Origin of the sequence: Micromonospora sp. NBC_00858 (assembly GCF_045207365.1) — a bacterium.
Lineage (GTDB): Bacteria > Actinomycetota > Actinomycetes > Mycobacteriales > Micromonosporaceae > Micromonospora.
The window spans coordinates 697,822-719,953 of sequence record NZ_CP108828.1 but is presented as its reverse complement, the minus strand read 5'-3'; the positions used below and the strand labels follow the sequence as shown (position 1 = coordinate 719,953).

Sequence of the window (22,132 nt, the reverse complement as noted above, 5' to 3'; positions counted from 1 at the left end):
TCATCGGCGCCGGTCAGGTAGCTTGCGGATCCTCGTCGGTCGGCTCGGGCGTCGCCGCTGGCGGCGCGCCGCCGAGCAGTCGCGCCGCGTCGGTCCGACCGCGCTGGGTGCCGGTCTGGTAGGAGCTCATCATCCGGCGCACCTGCTCGGGCGGACGCGCCACTTCCTCGTCGTCGGCGGTCTCCGTCGCCGCCGGGTCGTCGCGCAACTCGGGCACGATGTTCGCCTGCCGGATCCGGACCGGCAGGCCCGAGTCGGTCCGGTCCGTCTCGGCCCGGACCGGCGCCGGTCCCCCGTCGCCGTCCGCGCCCGGCGTGCCGGCGCTGTCCGCCGGCCCAGCGCGGTCGAGCGCGGGCAGGCCGGTGGGCATCGTCGGGCCCTCCAGGGCGGGCTGGCCCAGGTCGCGGCGTGCCCGGCTGGGCAGCTCCGGCGTTGCGGTCGCGGGCGTCGTCCGCTGTCGGGTGGGCAGGGAGGCCACCTCGGTGCCGTCGGCCTGCACCGTCGGGGTGCTGGTGTCGGCCGCTCCCGGGGCGGCCGGTGTCACCGGCTCCGGTACGTCCGGCGTCGCTGGCGCGGCGGCCAACGCGATGGGCGCGACGAGGGCCGGGCGGCCGGTACCCGCAGGGCCGGCGGTCGGGGCGGAGGGCAGCGGGATGGCCGGCGACCCGGTCTGGAACGAGCCGGAGTCCTCCGGGCTCACGCCGTTCTCGGTGACCAGGTCCACCGGGATCAGCACGACCGCGGTGGTGCCGCCGTACGCCGACTCCTTGAGCCGTACCCGCACGCCGTGTCGCTCGGTCAGCCGGCTCACCACGTAGAGCCCGAGGCGGGCGGCGTTGGCGAGGTTCAGCTCGGACTGGTCGACGATCCGGTGGTTCGCCGCGGCCAGGTCCTCCTCGCTCATGCCGAGACCCCGGTCCTCGATCTCGATGGCGAACCCGTTGGCCACCAGCTGGCCGCGAACCTCCACTGTGGTGTGCGGCGGGGAGAACGACAGGCCGTTCTCGATCAGCTCGGCGAGCAGGTGGATGATGTCGCCGACCGCGCGGCCGGCGAGTGAGACCGGCCCGAGCGGCAGCACGTTGACCCGGGTGTAGTCCTCCACCTCGGCCACCGCGCCGCGCACCACGTCGACCATCGGCACGTTGCGCCGCCAGGCCCGGCCAGGGGTGGAGCCGGAGAGCACGATCAGGTTCTCCGCGTTGCGCCGCATCCGGGTGGCCAGGTGGTCGACCCGGAACAGGTCCTCCAGCTCCTCGGCGTCGTGTTCGCGCCGCTCCATCGCGTCCAGCAGGGTGAGCTGGCGGTGCACCAGCGCCTGGGTGCGTCGGGCCAGGCTGAGGAAGACCTCGCGGACGTTGCGACGCAGGTCGGCCTGCTCGACGGCGGTACGCAGAGCGGTCTCCTGGACCGCGTTGAACGCCTTGCCGACCTGGCCGATCTCGTCGGTGCCGAACTCCAGCGGAGGCGCCTCGGTGGCCACGTCGACCTCCTCGCCACGGCCGATTCGCTCCACCACCCGGGGCAGCCGCTCGTCGGCGAGCTGCCAGGCGGCCTGGCGCAGCCGGTCCAGCTGGCGCAGCAGGGTCCGGGCCGTGGTGATCGAGACGACGACCGAGGCGATGACGGCGAGCAGGCCCAGGCCGGTGGCGAGCACCAGCCGGACGACGACCATCACGGCGACGCCGGTTGCCCGGCCCACGATGCCCTCACCGCCGGCGACCACCGCTTCGTTCACCTCGGCCAGCGCCGGCTCGACGGTGCCGCGCCACTGCTCGGCGCTGATCGGCAACTGGGTCGCGGGGCGTCCCTCGCGGATGATGCTGTCCTGCACCGCGCGCAGCCGGGTGAACGCCTCCCCGTCGACGAGCTGCTGGTAGCGGCGCTGGTCGGCGTCGCCGAGCCGGGCCCGGGTCTCCTCGCCGAGGAAGCGCTCGGCGCCGACCAGGGCGACGTACCGGGCGTACTCCGGCCCGCTCATCCGGCCGTTACCGAACAGGCCGCTGAGCAGAGCGTCCTCCTGGGAGATCAGCTCCTTCGTCCGGTTGAGCTGGATCAGGGCGGCGGCTTCGCCAGCGATCGTCTTGTCGTCCAGGCTGCCGGTCACGTCGTAGATCTTGAAGATCGACTCGATCGCGTCGGTGTAGGCGGCGGCGGCGGCGATCCGGTCGATCTTGCGGCCCAGCACCTCGGCGCGGGTCTGCTCAAGCGCGTCGATCCGGGCGATCGACGTGGCGAGCTGGGCGTCGAGCGCCGAGCTGCCGGCCACGTCGACCTGCCAGTTGCGGGCCGAGGCGGCGAAGTCTCCCGCCAGCTGCGCGGTCTTGCGCTGCTCGGCCTCCAGCGCCGCCCGCTGTTCGGCGTCGGGGTTGCTCAGGTACGCCTGGGTCAACCGCCGCTCCAACTGGAGCTCCTGGAGCAGCGGTTCACTCGGCGCATAGACCTTGCTGTTGAGCAACTGGACACCGAGCAGGTTGAAGCCGTCACGCAGGGTCACCCACGCCGCGAACATCCAGAGCGCGACAAGGGAGAGGAGCAGGGCGACGACCTTGGTGCGGATACTCGTACCGCGAGAACGCATTGAACCGTCCCAGGCAGGGCGTTGACTCAGCTCATCAACGGGTGATCATGGAGGCCGATGTCCCACCGCAGCGGGGCATACGGGGCTGAGGCTCTGCGTACGCTAGCAGTGTCCACACAACCCCTCAAGTTGTTGTTTTTGTTGCCCGGTAACCACAATCCACCACCGAATGACCGAGACCCGTGGCGCGGATGGCGGCCAGCCGGCAGGCGGCCAACACCGCCGAGCGGACGATGGCGGTAGGACAGTAGAGCTCCTTGCCGTACCACAGTGGAGGGTGCTCCCGGGTGGCCGGTTCGTGCAGGTAGGAGTGCCCACGGGCCAGCGCGTCGTCGACCCGCGGCACCGCCGTCGGTGCCGCCAGCAGGACCTGCAGGGCGTACGCCGTCTCCTCGGCGGTGCCGACCCACCGCCCCCACGAGCCGTCGGCGCGCTGGGTGTCCAGCACCCAGCGGGCCGCTCGGTCCACCGCCTCGGCCGCCGCCGCGCCCCGGCCGAACTCCACCAGCGCCTGCACGCAACAGGCGGTGGCGTAGTACGGCGAGGCGTGCCATCGGTCCTGCCAGCCGCCATCGGCGCGCTGGTGGCCGGGCAGCACGACACTGAGCCGGTCGACCACTCTCCGGTACCGCGCGTCGGCGTCCGGGTGCGCGGCCAGGTACTGGCCGAAGGCGTCCAGCACGTGCGCGTTGGTGGTGACCGAGAAGCCGTCCTCACCCGGCCAGGTGCAGAAGCCGTCCGCCGTCTCGTACGCCCACAGGCTGGCCGGATCGGCCGGGCGGCCGAGCCGGGCCAGCGCGTCCAGCGCCACCGAGGTGGTATCAGCGTCGGTCGGCAGGCCGTCGCCGGTGGCGATGCCCTCGGCGCCGGCGGCCCCGGTCAGGCTCTCCAGCACGGCGGCCGGCGGGTTGACCGCGACACCGGCCCGACACAGTCCACTGAGCACCCAGGCGCGCTCGAACACGGTGATCGGGGCCGGGCAGGGCACCGGGCCGCCACCGTCGCGGATCAGCTCCCGCAGGAAGGCGTGCGCGGCGGGGCCGGCGTCCGGGCCGGCCGTGGTCAGCCAGGCCGCGGTCGCGGCGGGTGACGCGCCCACGGCGGTGAGGCGGGGCCCGGCGTCGGTCGGCGTCGCGTCCAGCACCTCGTAGAAGTGGGCCAGTTTCGGCGGCAGCGGCACACCGGCGGCCACCGCCGTCCGCACCGCGAGCAGTCGGTCCGGGCCCAGCCCGGCGGGCAGCCCCAGCGGTGGGCGGGGCAGCCGATCCGCGGTCGCCCGGTCCAGCCCGGCAAGCCGCTCGTTGATCGAGTCGACCAGCGCCGGGACGATGAGGTCCAGCGCCGGGGTGTCCGGCAGGACCCGGGCGTCGGTAGCGAGCAGCGTGCGGGTGAGCGCGCCCAGCCCACGCGCGACCGGGGCGAGCAGGTCCGTTCCGGCCCGGCCGTCGGCCAGCGCGGCGAGCAGCGCGTCGGTGGCGCTCAGGGTCGGCACCAGGGCGTACCCCTCGGGTGGGCCCCACGCGCCGTCCGGGCGCTGGCCGCGCAGCAGGAACCCGATCCGCTGGTGGTGCCCCGCCAGCCAGGGGGCGTCGGCGACCAGCCGGCCGGTCTCGTACACCGAGGAGGCGACCTGCCCCCAGGGCCGCAGCGCCAGGCCGGCGATCAGCTCGCGGGCGGCGTCCGTGGCCGGGTCTGCCGCCGGATCGCCGCCGGTGGCCCGGTCGTCCAGCACCCGGTACGCGCCGTCACTCATCGCGCACCCCCCAGAAGTCCGACACCTGGTAGAAGCCGCCGGTGAAGGAGATCTGCCGGTGCAGGTAGTCCGCCTGGCGCGGGCAACGCTCGCCGAGGGTGGCCAGTTCCGCCCGGGACCGGGTGGTCAGCTCGGCCAGCCGGGTGTGCACCTGCGCCGGGTCGGCGACCAGCAGCAGCGCGTTCAGGTCACCCCACTCGGTGTCCCGGCCGTGCGTGGCCAGGTCGTTGACCAGCCGCAGTACCTGCTGCACGCCGCGCCCGACGGCCAGCAGGTCGGTCAGCTGGGCGAGGGTCTCGTCGTCGCCGGTGGCGATCCAGTGGGTGACGTTGACGAAGGAGCAGGCGAGGTTGTCGGCATTGTCCAGGTAACCGTCCAGGTCCGGCAGGCGCTGCCCGGTGGCCGGGTCGGTCGGCAGCTTCTTCCAGTCCCACTCGCGGGCCACGGCGGCGAGCATCCGGGCCAGTTCGTCGCGCCACACCGGGCGCAGCCGGGCGAAGGCCGGCACGGCGGCCAGCTCGTCGCGCAGGTCGGCCAGCAGCCGCGCCAGGTGCCGCCCCGGTGGTGGGGTGCCGCCGTCGGCCACCGCCAGGCAGTCGGTCACCACCGCCCGGACGTCGTCCGCGGACTTGGCGAGGTAGTCGACCTGCCAGTCGGCGGCGAAGACCCAGAGCAGGGTACGGGTGGTGATCCGCAGCTCGGCGGCGGTGTGCCAGGGCGCGGTGAAGGCGATCGCGGTGGCCACCGAGCTGAGCAGCGCCGGGTCGAACGGCCCGGCCTCGAACAGCTCGGGGTGGGCGGCGGTGACGTCCTGCAGGTCGCGTACGCCCCGCACGGCGAGGGCGCTCACCCTGCCCTGCTCGGCGACGGCGTCCAGGTCGGCCCGCACCGGCCGCGGCGCCCCCGTCACGATACGACCGGGCGCTCGACCGGGGTCAGGATCAGCTCGGCTCGCTGCTTGGGTTGCAGGGAGGCGCCCATCCGGGGCGTCAGGTCGACCGGTTGGCGCAGCCGGAAGCGGTAGCGGCTCAGCACGGTGCTGACGATGAGCTGCGCCTCCAGCAGGAACAGGTACTGCCCGAGGCACTGGTGCGGGCCGCCGCCGAACGGGAAGTAGGAGTAGCGGTAGGGCCGCCGGGGCCGCTCCGGGTCGAACCGCTCCGGGTCGAAGAGCTCCGGGTCGTCCCAGAACGTCGACATCCGCTGGGTGACGTACGGGCTGACCAGCACGGTCCCACCGGCCTTGATCCGCACCCCGCCCAGCACGTCGTCGCCGACCGCGGTCCGCGGGATCATCCAGCCGGCCGGGTAGAGCCGCAGCATCTCGTCGAGCACCATCCGGCCGTAGCGCAGCTCGGGCAGGTGCTCGCGGCGGACCTGGTCGCCGCCGACCACCCGCTCGATCTCGTCGGTCATCAGTTCGGCCACGTCGGGCCGGGACGACAGCACCGGCCAGAGCCAGGAGAGCAGGGCGATGGTGGTCTCGGTGGCGGTGGAGAACATCGCCACCACGTCGCCGCGGATCGCGTACTCGTCGGGGACCTGGCCGTCCGCCCGGGGCCGGCAGAGGGTGGAGATGATGTCGTCGCCGTCGGTGGGCCGGGCCCGGGCTTCCCGGATGATCGGCAGCACCACCTCGTCGATGGTCCGCACCGCCTCGCGGAACGGCCGGTCGCCGGGCATCGGCACCGCGTACGGCACGAAGGGCACCAGCAGGCGCGGGAGCATCGCGGTGGTGACGGTGTCCAGTGCGGCGCTGATGCGCAGCGCGTCCGACACCGAGATCCGGTCGGCGAAGAGCACCCGCATGGTGGTGCGCAGCACGATCCGGGTCAGCTCGGCGCCGCCGTCGATCGGGCGTCCGTCCCGGGCCGGCTCCAGCCACTCGTCGACCGCCTCGTTGATCGCCTCGGCCATCTTGTCGACGAGCGTCTCGGCGCGCTTGGCGGTGAACAGCGGTTGCAGCGCGCCCCGGCTGGACTCCCAGACCTCGCCCTCGGCGACCAGGATGGCGTCGCCGACGATCCGGCGGACCGGCCGCCAGAGCAGGCCGTCCCCGTCGCGGGTGTAGTTGGCAACGTTGTCCCGCAGCACCCTCTGCAGGTGCTCCGGGTGACTGACCAGGTAGGGGCGAAACGAGCCGAGGTTCAGTCGGACGACTTCGCCGCCAGCGGCGTCCGCGAAGCCGACCAGCGCGCCGAGCGGGTCGCGGACCATCGCAGGCAGGACGCGGCGCAGCGGGATCGTCCGGGGTTCGGTGCTGACGGGGGCGGGGCCGGCATCGGACACCTGGGACATCGAAACCACGTCTCCTCGTCGTACCGCCGGCCGCAGCGGTCCACTTCGGCCGGTCGGGACTGTGGAACTTTCACCTTCTGGGCGACGGAAGCATCTCACCAAAAGCGGGGCACCTCCAGACCTGCGGCCAGTGAGATTCCACCGCCACGCCAGACCTCCATCGATGGCACAGCCCTCCGTCAGTCCTAAGTGGATAGTCAGGACAGGCTCCGGCGCAGGTCGGGACGTGACCCACCCTGGCGGCCTGGTCGCGCCGGTCCGGTCGCCCCGCACCGCCGGGCGACCAGGACACCGGGACGGCCGCACGACGTCGCACCGGCCGTGCCCGCGCCGGTGAGCGGGGACGCACCGGTACCCCCGAATCCGGGCGATGCCGGGCACCCTGTGCCAGGCTCTGTGGCATGGACGACAAGACCATCCTGAACCGGATCTCCGAGCTGGTCGACGAGGAACACAAGCTGCGCGCGGCGGCCCAGGCCCACGAGTCGGGCACCGAGGGCGAGGCCAGCGAGCGGCTGCGCAACCTGGAAGAGTCCCTCGACCAGTGCTGGGACCTGCTGCGCCGCCGCCGGGCCGCCCGGCAGACCCACGGCGACCCGGATTCCCAGGGAGAACGCCCCAAGCCCGAGGTGGAGCGCTACCTGCAGTGACCCGCGCGGGCGGGTCGGACGGCCGACCCGGCCGTCCGACCCATCCCGGTCAGCGGACGCCCGCCTCGCGCAGCAGCTCCCCGGTCAGCACGCCGGGATCGGCCTGCTCAGCGGGCAGCCCACGGGCCACGAACCAGGCGCCCACCACCCGCACGTCGCGGGCCAGGAACTCGGGCCCCTGCGGGTTCGCCACCACGTCGACCACCTGCGGCAGGTCGATCACGACCAGCCGGCCCCGGTGCACGAGCAGGTTGTACGGCGACAGGTCGCCGTGCGCGTAGCCGGCCCGGGCCAGCACCCGCAGCGCCTCCACCAGTTGGGCCCAGAGGTCGCGCAGCTCGGCCGGGCCGGGTCGCAGCTGAGCCAGCCGGGGCGCCGCCTGCCCCGACTCGGCGTCGCCGACGAACTCCAGCATCAGCTCGGTGCCGCGTAGCTGCACCGGGTACGGCACGGCGATCCGGTCGTGCCCGGCGCCGATCTCCCAGAGCCGGGTCAGCGCGGCGAACTCGGCCGCCGCCCACTGCCCGGCGATCATCTGTCGGCCGAACGCCGTCCGGCCGGCCATCGCCCGGTTCTCCCGGGAACGGCGCACCCGGCGGCCCTCCAGGTAGCCGGCATCCCGGTGGAACAGCCGGTGCTCAGCGTCCCGGTACCGCTTGACCGCCAGCAGGCAGGAACGGTCGGTATCGGGCACCGCCCGGCGGACCAGGTGTACGTCCGCTTCCTTGCCGGTCTTCAGCACACCCAACTCGGTGTCCTTGGCGGCCAACTCGGTGATCAGCCAGTCCGGGTACGGCTGCGGACCGTGCACAGCGTCGTCCCAGGACGACCAGCGCTCGCCGGTGTCCGGGTCAGGTTCGCCGTCCGGGTCGGCGGGCGGCTCGGCTGGCCGCCCGCGCTTCAGAAACTGCGGTTCGTCGTCGTCAAAGCGGCTCTTGCCGCGGCTCCGGCGCTCCAGCGCCGGAAGGTCATGATCGCGCACTGTGGTGAGGTTCCCTTGGTCGAGGCTGATGAAGGCAGCTGGAAGCGACCTGCGAAGACGGCCATGACCGACCCCCTCTCCTCGACCGGGCGCACGCCCGGGTGCACGATGCGCCGACAATGCTCGCCGCCGCCCCGGCAGGCGGTCAACCGAATTATTCGAGCGCTGCCCTACCGCCCGGCGCGGTCCCGAGCGGCGGCAGAACGTGCGGCCGGCGACCCGTCAGCCGGCGAGCACGGTGGCCACCGCGGCGATCAGCCCGTCCACGGTGCGGCTCGGCGCGAACCTGACGTCCGACCAGGTACGCCCCCGGTGCAGCCAGACGCTGGGCAGCCCGACCGCGGCGGCACCGCCGATGTCCGCCTCCGGACTGTCACCGACCACCCAGGCGCCGCGCAGCGGCATCCGGACCCGCTGCGCGGCGAGCGCGAAGATCCGCGGGTTGGGCTTGCTGACCCCGGCCTCCTCGGAGATCACCCAGTCGGCGACGTAGCGGTCCAGGCCGGTCTGGCGGATCTTGGCGTCCTCCACCCGTACCGTGCCGTTGCAGACCACCACCGGCACCCAGCCGGCGTCGTCGGCGATCCGCAGCGCGCAGGCGGTCAGCGGATCGAGCCGGGTCTGCGCCACCACCCCGTCGTGCAGCTCCTCCACCAGGTCGATCGAGGGGATGCGCAGCTCGTAGCGGTCCCGGATGGCGTCGGCCAGATCCCAGCGATCGGTCAGCCCGTCGGCGTCGATCGAGATCAGCCAGTCGATGTCGGTGGAGGGCGCGCCGACGCCGTCCAGGAAGCGCTGACCCCAGCGGCGGAACGGCCCGGCCCGATCCAGCAGGGTGTTGTCCAGATCCAGCAGGAGCAGTGGCACTCGGGCACCCTACGGGACCCACGTGTCCGCCAACAGATCCGGCCGGTATCGACCTGACGACGGGCTCAACCGGGCAGCGACACCCGCGGGCCGCCCTGGTGCGGCAGCCGATCGGCGAGCATCGAATGGGCCGCCCGGGTGGCCGCGAGCTCGGCCGGGTCCAGGGTCGCCACCAGTACCGACGTGCCCTCGTCGGCACCCCGGGCCAGCACCCGTCCCTGCGGGTCGTAGATCGCCGCGCCTCCGTTGAACCGCCACGGGTCGGCGCCCCCGACCGCGTTGGCGAAGACCACGAACATGGTGTTGTCCAGGGCACGAGCGGCGTAGTACAGGTCGCGGCGGTGCGCGGAGCCGGCCAGGTAGCCGCTGGGGCACAGGTAACCGTGTGCGCCATCGAGGGCGGCGGCGCGGGCGTGCTCGGGGAAGCAGCCGTCGTAGCAGATGCCCAGGCCGAGCCGCCAGTCGTCGACGAGCAGCGTGGCACCCCGCCCGCCGGGGCTGAACAGCTCGCGTTCGTCGCCCCACAGCTGCTGCTTGTCGTACCCGACGCGGACCGCGCCGGCACGGTCGACCACCAGCGCGGCGATGGTCCGCCGGCCGTCCGGGTGCCGGGCTGCGGCACCGACCAGCACGGTGACGCCGGCCTCGCGCGCCGCGGCGCGCAGCGGGTCGAGCCGGGGGTCGGCGACCATTCCGGCCGGGTCGACCGCGACGTCGGTGCCGGCCGGGTCGGCGGCGAGGGCCGGCGGGTGGTACGCGCAGAGGTACAGCTCGGGCAGGACGGCCACCCGGGCGCCCTGCCCACCGGCCCGGCGGACCAGGTCGGCGGCGGCGATCGCGTTGCCGGCGACGTCACCGGGCGTCGGCGTTGCCTGGACGGTGGCCACGGTCAGCGGGGCGGCGGGCACGGTGCGGGGCGGGGTCACCGGGCGATGGTAGCGGTGACCCGCACCGGCCGGTATACCAAGCCGTACGTACGGTTTGCATCACCGGGGGTGACCTGCAACGATCGACGCGTGCCCAGAGTAAGCCAGGATCAGCTCGACGCGCGCCGGCAGGAGATCCTCGCCGCCGCGCGCGCGTGTTTCGCCCGGCACGGTTACGAGGGGGCGACCGTACGCCGCCTCGAGGAGGCCACCGGGCTCTCCCGGGGCGCCATCTTCCACCACTTCCGGGACAAGGACTCGCTCTTCCTCGCCGTCGCCGAGGACGACGCGGCGGCCATGGTGGAGACGGTGGCCCGCAACGGTCTGGTGCAGGTGATGCGCGACCTGCTGGCCGGCGCGGTCTCCCCGGACACCACCGGCTGGCTCGGCAGCCAGTTGGAGGTCTCCCGCCGGCTGCGCACCGACCCGGCGTTCGCCAAGCGCTGGGCGGAGCGGTCCGCCGCGATCGCCGAGGCGACCCGGGACCGGCTGGCCCGCCAGCGCGACGCCGGGGTGCTGCGCGAGGACGTACCGATCGACGTGCTGGCCCAGTTCCTGGAGCTGGCCTACGACGGCCTGGTGCTGCACCTGGCGATGGGCCGGCCGGCCGGCGACCTGGGGCCCGTGCTTGACCTGGTCGAGGAGGCGGTCCGCCGCCGCTGAGCGGTCCCGCCGCAACACCGGGGCGCCGACCGTGGCGGCGCTGCTCCACAATGGGGCCGCCGATCCCTCCGGCGACAGGAGCAGCCGATGACCAACCTCGCCGCGTCGGGCGACACCTGGGGCATCCCCGGCCCGACCTTCCTCCGGCTCTACCTCGTGGCGACCGCCATCATGATCGCGCTCGCGGTGTGGCACCGGGTCCGCCGGCCAGCCAACGCCCCGGACACGGTGTCGGGGCCGCTCAGTCCCCAGGAGGCCGCATACCTCAACGGTGGTCCCCGCCTCGCGGTGCACGCCGCAGTCGGTGGCCTGCGCGGTGCTGGGGCGATCGGTGTCGGCCCGGACCGCCGGCTGCTCACCACCGGCTCGGCGCCGACCGGCCTCACCCCGCTGGACCAGGCGGTGTACTGGGCCGTCCATCAGCGCGCCCGAGCCGGCGAGCTGCCCCAGGACCAGCGGGTCCGTACCGCGCTCAACCAGCTCCGCACCGGTCTCGAACAGCGTGGACTACTGCTCAGCGACGAGCGGCGGGCCGCCTCCCGGCACTGGACCCTGGGCCTCGTCGGCCTGCTGGCGATCGGCGGGTACCGGCTCTTCGCCGGGCTGTCCAACGGGCGCGCGGTGGGCTACCTGGTGCTCACCATGGTCGCGATGCTGCCGGTGCTGCTGGTGCTGTGGCGGGCGCCGGAACGTACCCGGGCTGGTCGCGCCGCGCTGCGCGACCTGCGCCGCCAACACACCCACCTGGCCCCCGCCTCGTCCCCCGCGTACGCCACCTATGGCGCGGCCGGCGCCGCGATGGGCGTGGCACTGTTCGGCACCGCCTCGCTCTGGGCACTCGACCCGGGCTTCGCCGAGCAGGCCGAGATCCAGCGCCAGGCGGCGTCCGGCAGTGGCTGGTCGTCCGGCTCCAGCGGCGGGGATGGCGGTGGGGACAGCTCCGGCGGCGGCAGCTCCTGCGGCGGTGGCGGGTGCGGCGGTGGCGGCGGGTGCGGCGGATGACCGGCCCGTCCGGCGTCGGCATCGGCTGGCGTCCGGAGATCGCAGGCTTCGTGGCCGAGCTGCCCGGGCTGCGCTTCGTCGAGGTGGTGGCCGAGTCGGTTTCCGCGACCGGGCCCCTCCCGCCGGGCCTGGCGCAGCTGCGCGAGCGCGCGGTGACGGTCGTACCCCACGGGGTGCGGCTCTCCCTCGGCGGCACCGAGCCGGTCGACCCCGCCCGGGTCGCCCACCTGGCCGCGGTGGCGCAGCGGGTCGACGCCCCGCTGGTCAGCGAGCACATCGCCTTCGTCCGGGCCGGCGGCCTGGAGGCCGGGCACCTGCTTCCGCTGCCGCGCAGCCGGGAGGCGGTCGACGTGGTCTGTGCCAACGTGGCCCGAGCGCAGGCCGAGCTGCCGGTGCCGATCGCCCTGGAACCGATCGCCGCGCTGGTCGACTGGCCCGACGACGAGCTGGACGAGGGGGACTTCCTCACCGAGATCCTGGACCGGACCGGGGCGCTGCTGCTGCTGGACGTCGCCAACGTGTACGCCAACGCCCGCAACCGGGGCACCGACCCGCTCGCGCTGCTGGACCGGCTGCCGCTGGACCAAGTCGGATACGCGCACGTGGCCGGCGGCGCCGAACACGGCGGCTTCTACCACGACACGCACACCGACGCGGTGCCCCCGGCGGTGCTGGAGCTGGTCGGCGCGCTCTGTGCCCGGCGACGACCGCCGGCGCTGCTGCTGGAGCGCGACGGCGGGTACCCACCGGCAGCCGAGCTCCGCGCCGATTTGGACGCCCTGGCCGCCGCCGCGGGCTTCCCGCCCGTGACATGACCAGCGCGTCCACGCCCGCCGACGCCGGTCCGTCGGTGGCCGGTGACCGCGCGAGCGACGCGCGCACCGGCCGGCTCGCCGAGCGACAGGCGGAGCTGGTCGCGGCGCTGGTCGCCGGAGGTCCGCCGCCGGAGGGGTTCGCGCCGGCGCCGTTGGCCGCCACGCGGGCGGCGCTGCTGCGCAAGCGGGCTGGCGAGGTGGCCCGGCACTGGCCGCTGCTCGCCGCCGGCCTCGGCGCCGGCTGGTCGTCGACCTTCGCCGGCTGGGCCGCCGGCCGTCCCACCACTGGCTCACTGCGGGACGGCTGGGACCTGGCCCGGGCGCTGCGCGAGCGCGGCGCGCTGCCCCCGGCGGGCGCCGAGGAGCTGGCCGCCCGGGAGGCCCGTCTGCGCTATGACGGGCGCCGGGCGCCGAGTCCGCGCCGGCTGCCGGCGATGGCCCGCGCCGGCGGCGCCGTGGCGGTGCAGATCGCCAGCCGGGTACGCCTGCTGCGCCCCGCCCCGCGTCCACCGGCGGCACAGCCCGCCGCCGATGGCGACGGCGCACCGGATGCGGCAGGATCGGCGGTATGGATCTCGGACTGACCGACCGGGTGTACGTGCTCACCGGCGCCTCCCGCGGCCTGGGCTACGCGACGGCGCAGTGCCTGGTCGCCGACGGGGCCCGGGTGGTGCTCTCGGCCCGGGACGCCGACGGGGTGGCCGCCGCCGCACAGCGGCTGGGTGGACCGGAGCGGGCGGTCGGGCTGACCGCCGACCTGGCCGACCCGGACACCCCTGATCAGCTCGTCGCGGCGGCCCGGGAGCACTTCGGTCGGCTCGACGGCGCACTCATCTCGGTCGGCGGCCCGCCGCCCGGCAAAGCCGCGTCGGTCACCGACGAGCAGTGGCGGCACTCCTTCGAGACCGTCTTCCTGGGCACCGTCCGCGCGGTACGCACGGTCGCCGGCGCGCTGCCCGAGGGCGGCGCGATCGGGCTGGTGCTCTCCACCTCGGCCCGCGGGCCGGTGCCCGGCCTCGGCATCTCCAACGGCCTTCGGCCCGGTCTGGTCGGGGTCGCCAAGGACATCGCCGACGACTACGGCCCGCGCGGCGTACGGGTGGTCGGCCTGCTGCCCGGCCGGATCCTGACCGACCGCAACCGCGAACTCTTCGCCGCCACCGGCGACCCGGAACGGGCCCGCGCCGAGGCGGAGGCCAGCATCCCGTTGCGGCGCATCGGCGACCCGGCCGAGTTCGGCCGGGTGGCCGCGTTCGTGCTCTCCCCCGCCGCGAGCTACCTGACCGGCCTCACCGTGCCGGTCGACGGTGGCGCGCTGCGCGGGCTGTGACGCCCGGCGCGGGCCGGCGAGCCCCGGCCGTGCCGCCCGACGCCGCCCGAGAAGCCCGTGCGGTGACGCCCGGCCCGGACCGGCGAGCCAGCGACGTTGCCGGACATTCCCGGCCGACGCGGGCGGAGCTGGCCGCCGCCGCGGACCGGACCATCCCCGACGTGCTCGCGCCGGGCCTGGCGGTGCTCTTCGTCGGCATCAACCCGGGCCTCTGGTCGGCCGCCACGGGCTGGCACTTCGCCCGGCCCGGCAACCGGTTCTGGCCGGCGCTGCACCGAGGCGGGTTCACCCCCCGGCTGCTGCACCCGAGCGAGCAGGACGAGCTACCCGCCCTCGGCCTCGGCATCACCAACATGGCCGCCCGGGCCAGCGCCCGTGCCGACGAACTGACCACTGAGGAGTTGCTCGACGGGGCTCGGCTGCTGACCGCCGCCGTGGCCCGGTACCGGCCGCGCTGGGTGGCGGTGGTGGGGGTGACCGCGTACCGGATCGGTTTCGGTCGACCGAAGGCCACCTTCGGGCCACAGCCGGAGCCGCTGGCCGGGGCGCGGCTGTGGGTGCTGCCCAACCCGAGCGGCCTGAACGCGCACTTCACGCCAATCACCCTGGGCGCCGCGTTCGCTGAGCTACGCGTCGCGACCGGTCTGCCGGACCGCCGCCCGGCCTGAGTCGGTGTGCCGCGGCGGGTGGGTCAGTTGGCGGCGGCCGGTGGCAGCGCCTCGTCGGCGATGTAGGTGCCCAGCGGCATGACCACCGGCTCGGGGCCGGTCGCGTCCACGTACGGGGTGGGCGAGTCGGCGACCCCGAACTGGGTCCGGTACAGCTCGGCGTAGAGCCCGCCGACCGCCACCAACTCGTCGTGCCGCCCCCGCTCGACGATCCGCCCGCCGTCCAGGACCAGGATCTGGTCGGCGTCGCGGACCGTGGAGAGGCGGTGCGCGATCACCAGCGCCGTCCGCCCGGCCAGCGCCACCGACAGCGCTCGCTGCACCGCCGCCTCACTCTCCGAGTCGAGGTGCGCGGTCGCCTCGTCGAGGATCACGATCGACGGGGCCTTGAGCAGCAGCCGGGCGATGGCGATGCGCTGCTTCTCGCCGCCGGAGAACCGGTAGCCGCGCTCCCCCACCGTGGTGTCCAAGCCGTCGGGCAGCGACCGGACCAGGTCGGCGACCTGAGCGCCGGCCAGCGCGGCCCAGATCTCGTCGTCGGTGGCGTCCGGCTTGGCGTAGCGCAGGTTCTCGGCGATCGTCTCGTGGAACAGGTGCGAATCCTGGGTGACCACGCCGATCTCGTCGCGCAGGGAGGCGAGCGTCGCGTCGCGCACGTCCACCCCGCCGACCAGCACCTGCCCGTCGGTGACGTCGTAGATCCGGGAGATCAGCATGGACAGCGTCGACTTGCCGGCGCCGGACGGGCCGACCAGGGCGACCATCTGGCCCGGCTCGACGCTGAACGAGACACCCTTGAGCACCGGCTCGTTGACGGTCCGATCGAGCGTGGCGACCTCTTCCAGCGAGGCGAGGGAGATCTCGGCGGCGCTCGGGTAGCGGAACCGCACGTCCCGGAAGTCGACCCGCCCGGTGCCCCGGGGCACCGGCACCGCGTCGGGCTTCTCCACGATGCCCGGCTTGAGGTCGAGCACCTCGAAGACCCGGTCGAAGGAGACCAGCGCGCTCATCACGTCCACCCGGACGTTGGAGAGCGCGGTGAGCGGGCCGTACAGGCGGGTGAGCAGCAGCGCGAGGGTCACCACCGTGCCCGCCGTCACGCCGCCGGTCACGGCGAGCCAGCCGCCGAGACCGTAGGTGAGGGCTTGGGCCAGCGAGGCGACCAGCAGCATCGCCACGAAGAAGGTGCGCGAGTACATGGCGGACTGGATGCCGATGTCCCGTACCCGCTCGGCCCGGCCGGCGAACCGGCTGGCCTCGATCTCGGGCTGGCCGAAGAGCTTCACCAGCAACGCGCCGGCCACCCCGAACCGCTCGGTCATGGTCGCGTTCATCTTGGCGTCGAGGTTGTACGACTCACGGGTGATGTCGGCCAGCCGGCGGCCGACGCGGCGGGCCGGGATGATGAAGATCGGCAGCAGCACCAGCGAGAGCGCGGTGATCTGCCAGGAGAGGGTGAACATCACCGCGGCGGTGAGCACCAGTTGGATGACGTTGCTGACCACGCCGGACAGGGTGGAGGTGAACGCCCGCTGGGCGCCGAGCACGTCGTTGTTGAGCCGGCTGACCAGCGCGCCGGTCTGGGTGCGGGTGAAGAACTGCAACGGCATCCGCTGCACGTGGTCGTAGACCCGGGTGCGCAGGTTGAGGATGATGCCCTCGCCGATGCGGGCCGAATACCACCGCTGGGCCAGTGAGAGCAGCGCGTCGGCGACCGCCAGGCCGGCGATGAACAGGGCCAGCCGGATCACCAGCCGGCCAGCCTCGGTGCCGCCCCGGTTGATCGCGTTGATCACGTCACCGGCGAGCACCGGGGTGGCCACGCCGATGATGGCGGCCAGCACCACGGTGGCCAGGAAGACGCCGATGTCGCGCCGGTAGGGGTGGGCGAAGGCCACGATCCGCCGGGCCACCCCGTGCTTCAGCCGGTGGGTGGAGACCTCGTCGCGGTTGCGCATCGACCGGAGCATGCTCCACCCCGCCATGCCACCGCCGGACATCGGGTTGGACACCGCGCACCTCCGGGTTGTCGGGCAGACCGCACCGTCAGGTCAATTCTCCCGACGACTCTGACAACCTCGGTCGTAACCCGGATCTTCCCGAATGGTCCTTACTATTCTCCCCGGCCGGCGAGGTCACGCAGCCGGCGGGTCTGCGCCTCCCGCTCGGCGCGCTGCTGGTCGGCATGCGACCGCCCGGACGCGCCGGCGATCAACGCCTTGATCTCCACCACGGCGTCGCGGGCACCGGCGAGCAGGCCGGCGGTCAGGTCACGGACCGCACCGTCCAACTCGGCGGGTGGTACGACCAGGTTGGCCAGCCCGATCCGGTCCGCCTCGGCGGCGTCCAGCCGACGGCCGGTCGCGCAGATCTCCAGCGCCCGGGCATAGCCCACAAGCTCGACGAGGCGCTTGGTGCCGGCCAGGTCGGGCACCAGGCCAAGGGTCACCTCGGCCATCGACAGCTTCGCGTCGGCGGCCAGGACCCGCAGATCACAGGCGAGCGCGAGCTGGAAACCAGCGCCGATCGCGTGGCCCTGCACGGCCGCCACGGAGATGACGTCCGGCCGGTGCAGCCAGGTGAAGGCAGCCTGGAACTCGGCGATGTGGTCCGCGCAGGCCTGCTCGGGCAGCGTGGCCAGCTCGGCGAAGGACCCCGGGCCGGAAGCGCCGGCCACCGCGAGGTCGAGGCCGGCGGAGAACGCGCGCCCCTCACCCCGGACCACCACCACCCGAACGTCGCCGGGCAGGTCGCGGGAGAAGTCGCTCATCGCGCGCCACATGGCGGGCGTCTGGGCATTGAGCACGTCGGGCCGGCACAACGTCACCGTGGCAGCCGGCCCGTCGCAGCTCAGCCGGACCCCGGTCGCCTCGGCGGTCACCGGGCGGCCCGGGGTGCGGCGCTGGTCGACGACGCTGGGGGGCAGGTCACGCCTTCTTGCGGCGCCGGGCGCCGCCACGCTGGCGCAGTTGCACCCCGGACTCGGTGAGCACTCGGTGGATGAACCCGTAGGAACGGCCCGTCGAGGCCGCCAGGGCGCGGATGCTCTCCCCCGAGGTGTACCGCTTTACCAGGTCCTTGGCGAGCGTCTGACGCTCGGCTCCGACGATCCGGCGACCCTTCTCAGTGCTGGTGGCTGTGCCAGTGGCTGCCATGCTGTGTCCTCACGTCCCAGACTGTGCGGTTCGGATACGGTCCCACCTATTAGACCGCCTCGGACGATCATGCGCCAGATATCAACTCTTCGCCAACCGACACGCTATGCAATGTCAGCTTCCCGATAGCGTGATGCTGGCAACCGGCCCCGTCACACCGGCCGGGCGTACCACCGCCGCCGCTCGGCAGCGCCCGTCGACGACCCGTACCCTGCGGTCGTGATCGACCTGTTGGGCACGGCGGCCGGGGCGGCCGTGGTCTTCGCCGCCACCGACATCGACGACATCGTCATCCTGACCCTGTTCTTCGTCACCGCCCGCCGCACCGGCCGACCGCGGCCCTGGCAGATCGTCGCCGGGCAGTACCTCGGCATCGGGACGCTGGCGGTGGCCAGCGCGGTGGTCGCCGCCGGCCTGCTGGTGGTGCCCGACCCGTGGACCGGGCTGCTCGGGCTGCTGCCGATCGCGCTCGGGGTCCGCGCCCTCGTGCGGCGCGACGACGACGAGGCACCCGCCGTGGTGGCCTCCACACTCGGGGTGGCCGGGGTGACGATCGCGAACGGCGCCGACAACGTGGCCGTCTACGTACCCGTGTTCCGGGCCCTCGGCCCCGCCGACAGCGCGGTCTTCCTGCTGGTCTTCGTGCTGCTCATCGCGGTGTGGTGCGCCGTCGGCGCCTGGCTGGGCGGGCACCGGAGGGTGGTCCGGCTGGTCGAGCGCGCGGGCCACTGGCTGGTGCCGGCGCTCTTCGTCGGCATCGGCTTGGTGATCCTGGTCAGCTCCGGCGTACTCGGCCGGCTGGTCGACCAGCTCGGCTGAGAACGGCCCGGTCGGACCGCCCGCAGGGCACGTCGACCGGGGCGGTCAGGCCAGCTCGACCAGCTCGAGCAGGTCGTCGCTCCAGGCGTCCTCGTCGCCGTCGGGCAGCAGGATGGCGCGGTCCGGCTTGAGCGCCAGCACCGCCCCCGGGTCGTGGGTGACCAGCACGATCGCGCCCGGGTAGTTGGCGATCGCGTCGAGCACCTGCTCCCGGCTGACCGGGTCGAGGTTGTTCGTCGGCTCGTCGAGCAGCAGCACGTTGGCACCGGAACAGACCAGGGTCGACAGGGCCAGCCGGGTCTTCTCGCCGCCGGAGAGCACCCCCGCCGGCTTGTTCACGTCGTCGCCGGAGAAGAGGAACGCGCCGAGAATCTTGCGCAGGTCGGTGTCGGACTGCTCAACGGCGGCGGCGCGCATGTTCTCCAGCACCGTCCGCTGCACGTCCAGCGTCTCGTGCTCCTGGGCGTAGTAGCCCAGCCGCAGCCCGTGCCCGGCGTGCACCTCGCCGGTGTCCGGCGTGAGCAGCCCACCAAGCATCCGCAGCAGCGTCGTCTTGCCGGCGCCGTTGAGCCCGAGGATGGCCACGCGAGAGCCGCGGTCCACCGCCACGTTGACGTCGGTGAAGATCTCCAGCGAGCCGTACGACTTGGACAGGCCGGTCGCGGTCAGCGGGGTCTTGCCGCACGGCGCGGGGTTGGGGAAGCGCACCTTGGCCACCCGGTCGGAGACCCGCACCTCCTCCAGGCCGGAGATCAGCTTCTCGGCCCGGCGGGCCATGTTCTGCGCGGCGACGGTCTTGGTGGCCTTGGCCCGCATCTTGTCGGCCTGCGCCATCAACGCGCCGGCCTTCTTCTCCGCGTTGGCCCGCTCCCGGCGGCGGCGCCGCTCGTCGGTCTCGCGCGCCTCCAGGTACGCCTTCCAGCCCAGGTTGTACACGTCGACCACGGACCGGGTGGCGTCCAGGAACCAAACCTTGTTGACCACCGACTCCAGCAGTGCGCCATCGTGGGAGATCACGATCAGACCGCCCTTGTGGTTGGCGAGGAAGCCGCGCAGCCAGGTGATCGAGTCGGCGTCGAGGTGGTTGGTCGGCTCGTCGAGCAGCAGGATGCCGCCGCCGTTCTCGCCGGCGTCGCGGAACAGGATCCGGGCCAGCTCGATGCGCCGGCGCTGACCGCCGGAGAGGGTGCCGATGGTCTGCGCGAGCGCGCGGTCCGGTAGGCCGAGGTTGGCGCAGATCCGGGCGGCCTCGGCCTCGGCGGCGTACCCGCCCAGGGCGGCGAACTGGTCCTCCAACGCGCCGTAGCGACGGACCAGTTTCTCGTCGGTGTCCTCGGCGAGCTGGGCCTCGAGCTGCTGCATCTGGGCCATCAGCACGTCCAGGCCGCGGGCGGAGAGCACCCGGTCGCGGCCGGTCGCCTGCAGGTCGCCGGTACGCGGGTCCTGCGGCAGGTAGCCGATGGCGCTGCGCTGGTCGATCTGCCCGGCGTACGGCTGCCCCTCACCGGCGAGCACCTTCAGCGTGGTGGTCTTGCCGGCACCGTTGCGGCCGACGAGACCGATCCGGTCACCGGGCTGCACCCGCAGGGTGGTGTCGGACAGCAGGATCCGTGAGCCGGCACGGAGTTCCAGGCCGGTGGCAGTGATCATTTCTTCGGGCTCGCTCTCGGGGAGTGGAAGGCTGACTCGGGGCACGCGAAACGGCCGGCGGGCCCAGTGGCCCGGCGGCGCGGGGCGGTTCAGCCTTCGCAGCGCAGCACCTGACAAGTGTACCGGGCGCTCCCGGGCGGCCCCGCCGCGATTACCACTCAAGATCATCGGGTACCGGAACGGTTGTCCGGACCCGGTCCGGCATTGAGGCGACACGGCGACATTGAAACGACACTGACGGACATACGGCGATCGGGGTCAGCATGGAACTCAACGAGCGGGCCGAACTCGACACCTCCCAGGTCAACGACCGGGGCCGAGGCGGCGGGGCAGGCGGTGGACTCGGCATTCCGCTGCCCGGCGGCGGTGGTCGCGGCGGGCTGATCGGCATCGTGGTGGCCGTGCTGGTCGCCCTGCTGGGCGGCGGGTTCGGCCTGAACGCGATGACCAACGGCGACGAGGGCGGGCAGGCCGGCGGCACTGACCTGGAGCAGCTGTGCTCGCGCGACAACCCCCAGCGCTTCGACGACGCCCGCTGCCGCAACCTGCTCTTCGTCAACAGCATCCAGGCCTACTGGCAGCAGGCGTACCCGGAGCTGGGCAACGGGAAGTACGAGCCGACCGACACCAACTTCTTCCAGGCCGCCGTGAACACCGGCTGCGGGCAGGCCGACTCGGGTGTCGGCCCGTTCTACTGCCCGGCCGACCGGCAGGTGTACATCGACCTGAGCTTCTACGACGAGCTGGCGTCCCGGTTCGGCGCCAAGGGCGAGTTCGCCCAGCCCTACGTGCTCGCCCACGAGTACGGACACCACATCCAGAACCTGCTCGGCACCAACGAGCGGGCCGGCCAGGGCGACCAGAGCGGCCCCCGCTCCGCCTCCGTACGGCTGGAGTTGCAGGCCGACTGCTACGCCGGCGCCTGGGCCAAGCACGCCACCGAGAGCAAGGACAAGACCGGCCAGGAACCGCTGTTCAAGTCGATCACCCCGACCGACATCAGCGAGGCTGTGCAGGCCGCCGAGGCGATTGGCGACGACAGCATCCAGGAACGCTCCGGTGGACAGGTCAACCCGGACCAGTTCACCCACGGCACCTCCGCGCAGCGGCAGCGCTGGTTCCAGCAGGGCTTCGACCGCGGCGATCCGAAGACCTGCGACACCTTCGGCACCGACCAGCTCTGACCTCCCCTCCCCTCCCCCGACGAGGTCTCCGCCCGGCGGGGGGATGGGGCGGGGGGCCGGGGCTCGCCAGGAACCCCGGCCTTTCCTCTCTCAGCACCACCGTCGACCGCTGAGGTCAGTCGGGTGCCGGGTCGCGCAGCCGGATCCGCACCGCACGGGCCGCAGCCACCGCAGCGACGAGCACCGCGTGTCGAGGCTCCGGCACGTCGAGCAACCGCTCGGCCCGCAGCGGCACGAGCGGGGCCAACCGCCGATCGGCCAGCACCAAGTCCACCGCCCGCCGGTCACCGCCGCAGACCACCGCGGTCAGCGCCGCCGCCTCCGGCAACAGCAGCCGTACGGCCAGCTCCGCCGCATCACCCAGCGCCGCCTTGGCCTGGTTGTCGCGCCGCCGGGCGAACCGCTGCTGTGACCATCCCCCCGCGGCGGTGCGCCCCTGCACGTACCGGGTGTCCACCTTGGAGACGACGAGGTCGGCGCCCTCGGCCACACCGACGGCCACCGCGCCCTTGCGGGCCAGGAGCAGGCCGATCCGGCGGGGCGCGACGGCGGCGGCAACGAACCCGGCGACGTCGCCGCTGGCCGGCGACCCGGGCGGGGCGTACAGCTCGGCGGTGGTCCCGTCGGGGGCGGTGAGCAGCAGACCGTACTCCCGCGCGGTGATGGTGTGCGGGCCGTGCCGGTCGGCGAAGCCCTCCACCCAGCGGCCGACGCGGGCCGGGTCGACCTCCACCCACCGGCCTCCCCCGGCTGCGGGTCGACTGGTCACCGCCCGACGGTACGGCACGA

21 protein-coding genes are annotated in these 22,132 nt (G+C 73.6%); 9 read left to right on the top strand and 12 right to left on the bottom strand.

What is annotated here, in order from left to right:
- Window positions 1–13 precede the first annotated feature (13 nt).
- The 4 genes from OG990_RS03395 to OG990_RS03380 all read right to left on the bottom strand — a co-directional run bounded on the left by OG990_RS03395 (window position 14) and on the right by OG990_RS03380 (window position 6,578).
- Window positions 14–2,581 carry a nitrate- and nitrite sensing domain-containing protein gene (locus tag OG990_RS03395; RefSeq protein ID WP_406078955.1) on the bottom strand — a complete coding sequence of 856 codons (2,568 nt, stop codon included), beginning with the start codon at window positions 2,579–2,581 and terminating at the stop codon, window positions 14–16.
- A gap of 124 nt (window positions 2,582–2,705) precedes the next feature.
- Complete coding sequence (locus tag OG990_RS03390; protein ID WP_406078954.1) at window positions 2,706–4,334, bottom strand: prenyltransferase/squalene oxidase repeat-containing protein; 1,629 nt, start codon at window positions 4,332–4,334, stop codon at window positions 2,706–2,708.
- A complete protein-coding gene (locus tag OG990_RS03385) occupies window positions 4,327–5,244 on the bottom strand; it encodes a terpene synthase family protein (protein WP_355612206.1) in 918 nt (305 codons plus the stop codon). The genes OG990_RS03390 and OG990_RS03385 overlap by 8 nt, the downstream gene beginning before the upstream one ends.
- Window positions 5,241–6,578, bottom strand: coding sequence for a cytochrome P450 (locus OG990_RS03380; RefSeq protein ID WP_406081635.1), 1,338 nt, complete (start codon window positions 6,576–6,578; stop codon window positions 5,241–5,243). The genes OG990_RS03385 and OG990_RS03380 overlap by 4 nt, the downstream gene beginning before the upstream one ends.
- 455 nt (window positions 6,579–7,033) lie before the next feature.
- On the opposite strand from OG990_RS03380, the gene OG990_RS03375 reads away from it, so the two are divergent.
- Window positions 7,034–7,282: a DUF2630 family protein gene (locus OG990_RS03375; RefSeq protein WP_328418721.1), complete on the top strand. Its 249-nt coding sequence runs from the start codon at window positions 7,034–7,036 to the stop codon at window positions 7,280–7,282.
- A 49-nt stretch (window positions 7,283–7,331) separates the two neighbouring features.
- Here OG990_RS03375 and OG990_RS03370 read toward each other — a convergent pair whose 3' ends face one another.
- From OG990_RS03370 to OG990_RS03360, 3 genes are all read right to left on the bottom strand, one after another.
- On the bottom strand, window positions 7,332–8,264 hold the full coding sequence (locus OG990_RS03370; protein ID WP_406078953.1) for a serine protein kinase RIO: 933 nt from the start codon (window positions 8,262–8,264) through the stop codon (window positions 7,332–7,334).
- A 222-nt stretch (window positions 8,265–8,486) separates the two neighbouring features.
- Window positions 8,487–9,131, bottom strand: coding sequence for an HAD family hydrolase (locus OG990_RS03365; RefSeq protein ID WP_406078952.1), 645 nt, complete (start codon window positions 9,129–9,131; stop codon window positions 8,487–8,489).
- A gap of 65 nt (window positions 9,132–9,196) precedes the next feature.
- Window positions 9,197–10,057, bottom strand: coding sequence for a carbon-nitrogen hydrolase family protein (locus OG990_RS03360; protein ID WP_328418724.1), 861 nt, complete (start codon window positions 10,055–10,057; stop codon window positions 9,197–9,199).
- Window positions 10,058–10,147: 90 nt separating this feature from the next.
- Between OG990_RS03360 and OG990_RS03355 the strand changes: the two genes are divergently transcribed.
- From OG990_RS03355 to mug, 6 genes are all read left to right on the top strand, one after another.
- Window positions 10,148–10,720, top strand: a complete 573-nt coding sequence (locus tag OG990_RS03355; protein ID WP_328418725.1) for a helix-turn-helix domain-containing protein — start codon at window positions 10,148–10,150, stop codon at window positions 10,718–10,720.
- A gap of 87 nt (window positions 10,721–10,807) precedes the next feature.
- Complete coding sequence (locus OG990_RS03350; protein ID WP_406078951.1) at window positions 10,808–11,722, top strand: TIGR04222 domain-containing membrane protein; 915 nt, start codon at window positions 10,808–10,810, stop codon at window positions 11,720–11,722.
- Entirely contained in the window at window positions 11,719–12,537 is an 819-nt protein-coding gene (locus OG990_RS03345; protein WP_406078950.1) for a DUF692 domain-containing protein, read from the top strand. Before OG990_RS03350 ends, OG990_RS03345 begins: the two co-directional genes overlap by 4 nt.
- A complete protein-coding gene (locus OG990_RS03340; protein WP_406078949.1) occupies window positions 12,534–13,121 on the top strand; it encodes a hypothetical protein in 588 nt (195 codons plus the stop codon). Before OG990_RS03345 ends, OG990_RS03340 begins: the two co-directional genes overlap by 4 nt.
- Window positions 13,106–13,867 carry an SDR family oxidoreductase gene (locus OG990_RS03335; RefSeq protein WP_406078948.1) on the top strand — a complete coding sequence of 254 codons (762 nt, stop codon included), beginning with the start codon at window positions 13,106–13,108 and terminating at the stop codon, window positions 13,865–13,867. The genes OG990_RS03340 and OG990_RS03335 overlap by 16 nt, the downstream gene beginning before the upstream one ends.
- 62 nt (window positions 13,868–13,929) lie before the next feature.
- Window positions 13,930–14,535: a G/U mismatch-specific DNA glycosylase gene (gene mug, locus OG990_RS03330; protein WP_406078947.1), complete on the top strand. Its 606-nt coding sequence runs from the start codon at window positions 13,930–13,932 to the stop codon at window positions 14,533–14,535.
- Window positions 14,536–14,558: 23 nt separating this feature from the next.
- Here the strand turns inward: mug and OG990_RS03325 are convergent, their stop codons facing one another.
- The 3 genes from OG990_RS03325 to OG990_RS03315 all read right to left on the bottom strand — a co-directional run bounded on the left by OG990_RS03325 (window position 14,559) and on the right by OG990_RS03315 (window position 17,690).
- The gene (locus OG990_RS03325) at window positions 14,559–16,535 is read right to left on the bottom strand and encodes an ABC transporter ATP-binding protein (protein WP_406081634.1); all 1,977 of its coding nucleotides are present in this window, start codon (window positions 16,533–16,535) and stop codon (window positions 14,559–14,561) included.
- A 113-nt stretch (window positions 16,536–16,648) separates the two neighbouring features.
- Entirely contained in the window at window positions 16,649–17,416 is a 768-nt protein-coding gene (locus OG990_RS03320; protein ID WP_406081632.1) for an enoyl-CoA hydratase/isomerase family protein, read from the bottom strand.
- Window positions 17,417–17,462: 46 nt separating this feature from the next.
- The gene (locus OG990_RS03315; RefSeq protein WP_007462679.1) at window positions 17,463–17,690 is read right to left on the bottom strand and encodes a helix-turn-helix domain-containing protein; all 228 of its coding nucleotides are present in this window, start codon (window positions 17,688–17,690) and stop codon (window positions 17,463–17,465) included.
- Window positions 17,691–17,909: 219 nt separating this feature from the next.
- Between OG990_RS03315 and OG990_RS03310 the strand changes: the two genes are divergently transcribed.
- Window positions 17,910–18,509, top strand: a complete 600-nt coding sequence (locus OG990_RS03310; RefSeq protein ID WP_406078946.1) for a cadmium resistance transporter — start codon at window positions 17,910–17,912, stop codon at window positions 18,507–18,509.
- Window positions 18,510–18,554: 45 nt separating this feature from the next.
- On the opposite strand, the gene OG990_RS03305 is transcribed toward OG990_RS03310, so the two are convergent.
- Window positions 18,555–20,159, bottom strand: a complete 1,605-nt coding sequence (locus OG990_RS03305; RefSeq protein ID WP_328418733.1) for an ABC-F family ATP-binding cassette domain-containing protein — start codon at window positions 20,157–20,159, stop codon at window positions 18,555–18,557.
- 263 nt (window positions 20,160–20,422) lie between these two features.
- Here OG990_RS03305 and OG990_RS03300 point away from each other — a divergent pair, with 263 nt between their 5' ends.
- Window positions 20,423–21,343, top strand: a complete 921-nt coding sequence (locus OG990_RS03300; protein ID WP_355612176.1) for a neutral zinc metallopeptidase — start codon at window positions 20,423–20,425, stop codon at window positions 21,341–21,343.
- Between the two features lie 115 nt (window positions 21,344–21,458).
- Here OG990_RS03300 and OG990_RS03295 read toward each other — a convergent pair whose 3' ends face one another.
- Window positions 21,459–22,112 carry an acVLRF1 family peptidyl-tRNA hydrolase gene (locus OG990_RS03295; protein ID WP_406078945.1) on the bottom strand — a complete coding sequence of 218 codons (654 nt, stop codon included), beginning with the start codon at window positions 22,110–22,112 and terminating at the stop codon, window positions 21,459–21,461.
- Window positions 22,113–22,132 lie beyond the last annotated feature (20 nt).